Here is an 8,779-nt window from a genome sequence, read left to right on the forward strand (position 1 = left end):
GAGGTACAGCCGATGAACATCATTTTAACCTATCTCAAAAAATACAGGGTAGCTGCCATAGCTGCTCTGGCCATGATGGGGATTGAGCTGGCAGTGGAGCTGTCGCAGCCCCTTTTGATCTCGAAAATCATTGATAACGGAATTGCAGAAAAGGATATGGGTGTAGTCTGGCTGTGGGGCGGTGTACTGACCCTGAGCGCAATTATAGCGTTCGTGGCAGGGATACTGAGCTCTTTTTTTGCATCCCATGCCAGTCAGGGCTTTGCCTTTGATCTGAGAGAAAAGCTGTACGAAAAGGTACAGTCCTTTACGTATGAGGTGTTCAGCCGGTTTCCGACCTCTTCACTGATTACGCGGCTGACCGGGGATGTGACGCAGCTACAGGACACGATTTTTATGGCGCTGCGGTTTATGACCCGCGTTCCGCTTGTTGTACTGGGCAGTATCATAATGGCGCTGGTCGTGCATGTGAAGCTGGGACTGCTGCTTGCTGTAACGCTGCCGGTGCTGGTCCTGTTCCTGGTCTGGGTGATGCGCAGGTCTTCCGCCCTGTTTAAGGTTGTGCAGAGCAGACTTGATGGTGTAAACGGTATCATTCAGGAAAATCTTACAGGCATCCGGCTGATCCGGGTCTTTGTGCGCATGGGACATGAAATCGGGCGGTTCGCTTCAGTCAGCGGCGGACTGATGAAATCAACCATTGCTGCACTAAGACTGACGGAGACGATGGGACCTCTGATTATGCTGATTGTTAACGCTGCTATCGTAGCTGTGCTGTGGTTCGGGCGGATCGATATTGCTGCCGGAGACGCTACACTGGGGCAGACTGTGGCGGTCATTAACTACTCTCTGCGGACGATCGGAGCGATGTCAGCCCTCTCATGGATTATGGCGACCTTCTCACGGGCTGTTGCATCAGAGCAGCGGATATCGGAGGTTATGGCCTCACCTGAAGGGCGGGGAGAATTGGATTCTGCAGCCGGTCAAGGGAATAGGGGCTTGGAAAATAGCATCCGGGGGGAATTGAGTTTGCGGATGTCAGCTTCAGTTACCCGGAAAGCGATATTGCTGCGCTTGAACACATCTCGTTCAAGGTTGAGCCGGGTAAACGGGTAGCCATTATGGGCGCGACAGGTTCAGGCAAATCCTCGCTGGTCGGGCTGATTCCCCGCCTTTACGAGCAGAGCAGCGGCATGATCCGGATTGACGGGAGAGACAGCGCGGACATTGACATTTCCAGGCTGCGCAGGTCGATCGGCTACGTGCCGCAGGAAGTGCTGCTGTTCACCGGCTCAGTGCGCGACAATATCGCCTGGGGCAATGAGCATGCGACGGCTGAGGAGATTGAACGGGCGGCTGCGGCTGCGCAGATCCACGATACGGTTATGGGGCTGCCACAGGGCTATGACACGATGATTGGCCAGCGCGGCGTTAATCTGTCCGGCGGGCAGAAGCAGCGGCTGACGATTGCACGGGCTCTCGTCCGCAAGCCGGCGATTCTGATTCTGGATGACAGCACGAGTGCGCTGGATGCTGTGACCGAAGGGCTTTTGCTGGATGAGCTTACGTCCATGTCCTGCACTACCGTGCTGATTACCCAGAAGATCAGCTCTACGGTCTCGGCTGACCTGATCCTGCTGCTTGACGAAGGCCGGCTGATTGCCAAGGGAACGCACCGGGAGCTGCTGGCAGATTCGCCGTTGTACCGGAAAATATACGAATCCCAGACAGGGGAGGGAGCACAGCATGTTCAAAGCATTACTTGAGCCTTTCCGCCATCCGAAGCCTGATTTCGGGGCAGGCGAAAAGACATCCGGCGGCCGGAAGCCGAAGGCGAAGCCCAAGAACTGGTCCGCTACCCTGTCGCGGATCTGGAGCTATCTCGCCAAACGCAAAGCTAAGCTGGCGCTTGTACTGCTTCTGGTTCTGGTCAGCACAGGACTGGCGCTGCTGGGCCCTTATCTGATCAGCCGGGCGGTGGATCATTATCTGGAGGGGGATGGGGGCCGGAGCTGGGTGATTTTCCTCATCACGCTAGCTCTTGTGTACCTGTTCACTTCACTGAGTACCTGGCTGCAGAATATATGGATGATCGAGATTGCCCAGGAGACGGTTCTCCGGATGCGCACGGACCTTTTCGCTTATTTACACAGGCTGCCCATTTCGTTCTTTAACCGCAGGCAGCAGGGTGAAATTATGAGCCGGCTGACCAATGATATCGAGAATATCAGCTCCACGCTTAACAGCTCGGCTATTCAGATTTTTTCCAGTGTATTGACGCTGGCCGGTACGGTTGGGGTGATGCTGTGGCTGAGTCCGCTGCTTACGCTGCTGACCTTTATCGTAGTGCCGCTGATGTTTCTGGGTATGCGCTGGATCACGCGGCGGACAGGACCGCTGTTCAAGGAGCGGCAGCGCAGTGTGGGTGAGATGAACGGATATATTGAAGAGACATTGTCTGGCCAGCGGGTCATCAAGGCTTTTTCGCAGGAGGAGCGGGTGATATCCGGCTTCCGTGAGCGCAATACGCGGATTATGCTGTCCGGATACTGGGCCCAGGCGATTTCAGGCTTTATTCCCAAGCTGATGAACGGCCTGAACAATTTAAGCTTTGCTATAGTCGCCGGTATCGGGGGTCTGCTCGCCATCCGTGATATTGTAACAGTCGGGATTATTATTGCCTTCGTGGAGTATACCCGTCAGTTCACCAGGCCGCTTAATGATTTGGCTAACCAGTGGAATACGCTGCTGTCGGCGATTGCCGGGGCGGAGCGGGTATTTGAGGTAATGGATGAAGAGACGGAGGCCAGGGACGAGGGGGCAGCCGTATCGCTTAATCATGTAGAGGGGGCAGTCAGCTTTAGGGATGTATCATTCTCTTATGATGAGGGCAACGATATTCTGCATAATATCAGCTTTGAGGCGAAGCCGGGGGAAATGATCGCCCTGGTCGGGCCGACAGGAGCAGGCAAAACAACGCTGATCGGCCTGCTCTCCCGCTTCTATGATCCAAGCAGGGGCAGCATCACGCTAGACGGCAGGGATTTGTCCTCGGTCCGCCGGGAGAGCCTGCGGAGTCAGATGGCTTTTGTATTGCAGGATACCTTCCTGTTCAAGGGCACCATCCGCGATAATATCCGTTACGGCCGGCTGGATGCCACCGACGCTGAGGTTGAGGAGGCAGCGAAGCTGGCGAACGCCCACTCCTTCATTATGCGGATGCGCGGAGGCTATGACCGGATGCTGTCCGTAGACGGCAGCGGCATCAGCCAGGGGCAGAAGCAGCTGCTGGCCATCGCGCGGGCCATTCTGGCTGATCCGGCAATGCTGGTGCTGGATGAGGCGACCAGCAGCATTGATACGGTCACCGAGATCAAAATCCAGGAGGGCCTGCAGACGCTGATGAAGGGGCGAACAAGCTTCGTCATTGCCCATCGGCTAGGCACCATCCGCGCTGCCGACCGCATCCTGGTGCTGCAGAACGGCCGCCTGCTCCAGCAGGGCTCGCATGATGAGCTGCTGCGCCAGGGCGGGCTGTACAGCGAGCTTGTGCACGGTGCGCGCAAGGCTGCGCCGGGCGGGGCTTAGGATTTTGTCTGAGCTTATAATGATAGGGAATAAGAAAAGCAGCAAGCCCCGTTTCACGGAACCTAGTGTGCCGGTGATGCGGGCTTGCTGCTTTTTTTGGATGCTGATGGACGGCATCTGCTGATAACTGTAAATTATTGGATTGAAGATGGTGTAGTAGGAGGGGGAGAATTGGCGGAATGGGGTAAGTGGGCGGAATGAAGGGCAAAAATGTCTTTGATTTCGGCGGAATGAGGCAAGTGGGCGAAATGAAGGGCAAAAATGCCTTTGATTTTGGCAAAATGGGCAAGTGGGCGAAATGAAGGACAAAAATGCCTTTGATTTCGGCGAAATGAGGTAAATGGGCGGAATGAAGGGGAAAAATGCCTTTGATTTCGGCAAAATGGGGCAAGAAGGCGAAATGAAGGACAAAAATGCCTTTGATTTCGGCGGAATGAGATAAATGGGCGAAATGAAGGGCAAAAATGCCCTTGATTTCGGCGGAATGGGGCAAGTGGGCGAAATGAAGGGCAGAAGTGCCTTTAATTAAGAAAGGTTAGTAAGTATACTAGCTTATTAGTTGTTCTTAGCCGCCGGCTGCTCAGCTTTCTGCTTCTCCCTGAACCGCGGGCCTACGTAGTTCTTCTTGCGGTCTCGTGTCAAAATCCACCCGCCGAGAAAACTCATGCCCGCCGCGAACAGCAGCAGCCCGCCGCCAAAATGCAGCCAGGCAAATACAGGGGTTACACTGTCGTCGCCGTGCATGGAGAGATAATTGAAAATATCGTCCTTCATCATCAGGAAGCCCTTCATCGCCAGGAGTCCCGGAATGACGAGAATGATAATGGCAATGAAGCGTGAAATGATCAGTTTCATATCGGCAACACTCTCCTTGCAGCCTATTGAATTCACCCATATGATAACGCTTCAAATGGTAAAAGTCCATGCCTATATGACGTTTGTAGGTTTTGTATTGAGCAGAAAAGGGAGTACAATGTAGGGAGTTATGCAGAACTTTTGAGTATTGACTGGAGGAATACATATAATGACAATTTCCTGTGACGTGGCTATTCTGGGCGGAGGAACCGGAGGATATGTGGCGGCGATCCGCGCTGCCCAGCTCGGCAAGTCTGTCGTCGTCATCGAAATGGACAAACTGGGCGGAACCTGTCTGCACCGCGGCTGCATCCCGAGCAAGTCGCTGCTGCGCAGTGCGGAGGTATACGCTGAAATACAGGAGAGCGAAAGCTACGGCATTGAAACGTCTGGCGTGAAGCTGGTGTTCCCGAAGGTGCAGGCCCGTAAAGAAGCCGTAGTGGAGCAGCTGCACCAGGGTGTACAGTATCTTATGCGTAAAAATAAAATTCAGGTGGTAAAGGGTAAGGGGCGCATTATCGGCCCGTCGATATTCTCGCCGCGCAGCGGTGCGGTGGCCGTTGAGCTGGAGGACGGGGAGATGGAGACGGTTGTCTCCACCAATCTGATCGTGGCCACCGGCTCCCGCCCGCGTGTGCTGCCGGGCCTCAAGCCGGACGGCAAGGTCATTCTGAGCAGCGAAGAAGCGCTGACGCTGGAGGAGCTGCCTGCCTCTATGATTATTGTGGGCGGCGGCGTGATCGGAGTGGAATGGGCATCGATGCTGGCTGATTTTGGCGTCCAGGTAACCGTTGTGGAAGCCGCAGACCAGCTGCTGCCGCAGGAGGATGGTGAGATTGCCCGTGAGCTCACAAGGCTGCTCAAAAAGCGTGGAGTCAAGGTGCTGACCGGCACTACTGTAGACCCGGAGACAAGTGCCATTACAGAGGACGGAATCAGCATTGAAGCCCGCAAAGGGGAACAGAGCCAGACGCTGTCCGCCGGCAAACTGCTGGTCTCAGTCGGCAGGGTAGCCAACACTGAGAATATCGGGCTGGAAAATACCGACATCCGCTTTGATAAAGGTGTGATCGAGGTTAACGCCAACATGCAGACCGGTGAACCGCATATCTATGCCATCGGTGATGTGATCGGCGGTCTGCAGCTGGCGCACGCCGCTTCTCATGAAGGCATACGTGCCGTCAATCATCTGGCAGGCGAGCAGCTTCATCCGTATCATGCCCACCTTGTCCCGCGCTGTGTCTACACACGGCCGGAAGTAGCCAGTGTCGGCTATACCGAGAAGGAAGCGCAGAGCCTGGGGCATGATGTTGTCACCGGAAAGTTCCCGTTCTCAGCCATCGGCAAGGCGATTGTCCACGGGATGAAGGACGGCTTCGTCAAGGTTGTTGCGGACCGCAGCAGCGGCGATATTCTCGGAGTGCAGATGATCGGGCCGCATGTGACCGATCTGATCGGTGAAGCTGCGCTGGCGCAGCTGCTGGATGCTACGCCTTGGGAAATCGGCGAAGCAATCCATGCCCATCCGACCCTGTCCGAGATTATCGGCGAAGCCATGCTGGCCGTAGACGGCAGAGCAATCGGATTCTAAATATAAGCTATGGGGAATAAAAAGAATGCCGGAGAGAGCGAGCGCTGCGAGACGAGCGCAAAAAAGCTTTTTTCCGGCTTTTCCTCTCTTTTCTTTTTGCAGGGAAAGGGCTTATAATGTATTTAGTCTAGTCTTAGTACCTGGTTATAAGATCAGGTTAAAGGTGGGCTATGACAGCACGCCAACAAAATTTTTAGGAGGTACCTCTGTATGGAATCTCAAGGTACTACTGCAAACACGATTAGCCGACATAAACAGCTTGGACTGACAGACGGCCAGGTCATTGATATGTACAGATATATGCAGCTTGGACGGAAATACGATGAGCGCAGCCTGCTGCTGCAGCGGGCCGGAAAGATCAACTTCCACGTCTCGGGGATCGGCCAGGAAGCCGCGCAGGTTGCTGCGGCGTTTGCGCTGGACCGGCAAAATGATTATTTTTTACCCTACTACCGGGATTATGCCTTTGTGCTGTCCGTAGGGATGACTACCCGTGAGCTGATGCTGTCCGTATTCGCCAAGGCGGAGGACCCTAACAGCGGCGGCCGGCAGATGCCGGGCCATTTCGGGAGCAAGCGACTGCGTATTGTAACGGGCTCAAGTCCGGTGACAACCCAGGTACCGCATGCAGTCGGCTTTGCGCTGGCGGCGAAAATGCAGAAGAAGAAGTTTGTTTCTTTTGTGACCTTTGGCGAGGGCTCCAGCAATCAGGGGGATTTTCATGAGGCCTGCAATTTCGCGGGTGTGAATAAGCTGCCGGTCATTATTTTTTGCCAGAATAATCAATATGCGATTTCTGTTCCGGTTCATAAGCAGCTGGGCGGCAAGGTCAGCGACCGTGCACTGGGCTACGGCTTCCCGGGTGTGCGTGTGGACGGCAATGATCCGCTTGAGGTCTACCGGGTAGTGAAGGAAGCACGCGAGCGCGCACTGGCCGGCGAAGGGCCGACGCTGATTGAAGCGATGATGTACCGTCTGTCGCCGCACTCCACCTCCGACAATGATCTGGCTTACCGGACGAAGGAAGAGGTAGATGAGAACTGGAAAAAAGACGGCATCGCCGCATTCCGGACCTATCTGATCGAACAGGGACTGTGGAGCGACGAGCAAGAGCGTGATCTTGTTGCCGAATACAATCTGGAATTAAAAGAGGCTATTGCATATGCCGAAAATGCGCCGTTCCCAAAACCGGAAGATACGCTGCTGCATGTGTACGATGAATCCGGCCTTAAGGGAGGAGCATAAATCATGGCAATGATGGAATATATCGATGCGATCCGGCTGGCGATGAAGGAAGAAATGGAGCGCGATGAGTCGGTCTTTGTGCTCGGCGAGGACGTCGGCGTTAAGGGCGGCGTGTTCACCACCACAAAAGGGCTCCAGGAGCAGTTTGGGGAAGAACGCGTGATGGATACCCCGCTGGCCGAATCGGCAATTGCCGGTGTAGCTATTGGTGCGGCTATGTACGGCATGAAGCCGATTGCCGAAATGCAGTACTCTGATTTCATGCTGCCGGCGACCAACCAGATTATCAGCGAGGCGGCCAAAATCCGTTACCGCTCCAACAACGACTGGAGCTGTCCGGTTGTTATCCGCGCACCGATCGGCGGCGGGATCTTCGGCGGATTGTATCATTCCCAGTGTCCGGAATCAATCTTTTTCGGCACGCCGGGGCTTAAGATCGTGGCGCCATATTCGGCAGCTGATGCTAAGGGCCTGCTGAAGGCAGCAGTACGCGATCCTGATCCGGTGCTGTTCTTCGAGAACAAAAAGTGCTATAAGCTGATCAAGGAAGACGTGCCTGAAGGCGATTATATTGTACCGATTGGCGAAGCAAACCTGTTGCGCGAGGGCAGCGATATTACGGTGATCGGGTACAGTCTGCCGCTGCATTTTGCGATGCAGGCGGCGGAGGAGCTGGAGCGCGAGGAAGGTATTACCGCGCATATTCTGGATCTGCGCACGCTGCAGCCGCTCGACCGTGACGCGATTATCGCTGCAGCCCGTCAGACGGGCAAGGTGCTGATCGTCCACGAGGACAACAAAACCGGCGGCATCGGCGGGGAAGTGGCGGCGATCATCGCCGAGCACTGCCTGTTCGAGCTGGACGCGCCGATCTTCCGGCTGTGCGGCCCTGATGTGCCGGCGATGCCGATCAGCCCGCCGATGGAGAAGTTCTTCATGCTTAGCAAGGATAAGGTGAAGGCAGAGATGCTGCGGCTGGCGCAGTATTAGGTGCAGGGACGCGGGTTGATGTTGATCTCTGCGAAAATGCGTGCAGACTAGATGGATTTTCGCCACTTAATCTTGACTAGCCGGGCTTTTTTGAGGATTTAGGTGGAAAATCGTCATCTAAATTCGTCTGTATGGGGCTTTAACGGTGTAATGTTAGCTTTTAGGTGGCGTTTTTCCAACTAATTTGGTTTTGCGGACGTTTAAGAATGATTTAAGTGGTGAAAATCCAACTAGGTACGTTACTGTGCCGGTTATACTTATGTTTTTTGACGGAACCTTGGTCATACAGGGAATCCATTACTTATCAAATCTCTTAGGCACATGCTTCCCGGCCCAGTGCCGGACAATTTTAACGAGCATAGGCTTACTAAACTTAAGCGTATGCTTCCGAAGCGAGTTTTGTACGAAGTAATCTCAGGAAGTATATGCTTACAAAACTTTAAGCGTATGCTTCCGAAGCGAGTTTTGTACGAAGTAATCTCAGGAAGTATATGCTTACAAAACTTTAAG

At 54.3% G+C, this 8,779-nt stretch carries 5 protein-coding genes and 1 pseudogene; 5 read left to right on the forward strand and 1 reads right to left on the reverse strand.

What is annotated here, in order from left to right; all coding sequences use genetic code 11:
- Nucleotides 1–12: 12 nt before the first annotated feature.
- Together AWJ19_RS06060 and AWJ19_RS06065 are read left to right on the forward strand one after the other, a co-directional pair.
- Nucleotides 13–1,766, forward strand: a pseudogene (locus AWJ19_RS06060) (ABC transporter ATP-binding protein).
- Nucleotides 1,747–3,588 (forward strand): ABC transporter ATP-binding protein, encoded by a 1,842-nt coding sequence (locus AWJ19_RS06065; protein WP_068722155.1) that lies wholly within the window; start codon nt 1,747–1,749, stop codon nt 3,586–3,588. Before AWJ19_RS06060 ends, AWJ19_RS06065 begins: the two are co-directional and overlap by 20 nt.
- A 555-nt stretch (nt 3,589–4,143) precedes the next feature.
- On the opposite strand, the gene AWJ19_RS06070 is transcribed toward AWJ19_RS06065, so the two are convergent.
- The gene (locus tag AWJ19_RS06070) at nt 4,144–4,443 is read right to left on the reverse strand and encodes a DUF2627 domain-containing protein (protein ID WP_068722156.1); all 300 of its coding nucleotides are present in this window, start codon (nt 4,441–4,443) and stop codon (nt 4,144–4,146) included.
- A 169-nt stretch (nt 4,444–4,612) separates the two neighbouring features.
- On the opposite strand from AWJ19_RS06070, the gene lpdA reads away from it, so the two are divergent.
- From lpdA to AWJ19_RS06085, 3 genes are all read left to right on the forward strand, one after another.
- A complete protein-coding gene (lpdA, locus tag AWJ19_RS06075) occupies nt 4,613–6,034 on the forward strand; it encodes a dihydrolipoyl dehydrogenase (RefSeq protein ID WP_068722157.1) in 1,422 nt (473 codons plus the stop codon).
- Nucleotides 6,035–6,244: 210 nt separating this feature from the next.
- A complete protein-coding gene (locus AWJ19_RS06080; protein ID WP_068722158.1) occupies nt 6,245–7,279 on the forward strand; it encodes a thiamine pyrophosphate-dependent dehydrogenase E1 component subunit alpha in 1,035 nt (344 codons plus the stop codon).
- Nucleotides 7,280–7,282: 3 nt separating this feature from the next.
- Complete coding sequence (locus AWJ19_RS06085) at nt 7,283–8,269, forward strand: alpha-ketoacid dehydrogenase subunit beta (RefSeq protein ID WP_068722159.1); 987 nt, start codon at nt 7,283–7,285, stop codon at nt 8,267–8,269.
- The last annotated feature ends 510 nt before the right edge of the window (nt 8,270–8,779 follow it).

It is taken from the genome of Paenibacillus sp. DMB5 (assembly GCF_001517085.1).
GTDB lineage: Bacteria > Bacillota > Bacilli > Paenibacillales > Paenibacillaceae > Paenibacillus_AQ.

Coding starts and splice junctions, on each gene's coding strand:
- AWJ19_RS06065 (WP_068722155.1), top strand. CDS start 1,747: ATGTTCAAAGCATTACTTGAGCCTTTCCGCCATCCGAAGCCTGATTTC.
- AWJ19_RS06070 (WP_068722156.1), bottom strand. CDS start 4,443: ATGAAACTGATCATTTCACGCTTCATTGCCATTATCATTCTCGTCATT.
- lpdA (WP_068722157.1), top strand. CDS start 4,613: ATGACAATTTCCTGTGACGTGGCTATTCTGGGCGGAGGAACCGGAGGA.
- AWJ19_RS06080 (WP_068722158.1), top strand. CDS start 6,245: ATGGAATCTCAAGGTACTACTGCAAACACGATTAGCCGACATAAACAG.
- AWJ19_RS06085 (WP_068722159.1), top strand. CDS start 7,283: ATGGCAATGATGGAATATATCGATGCGATCCGGCTGGCGATGAAGGAA.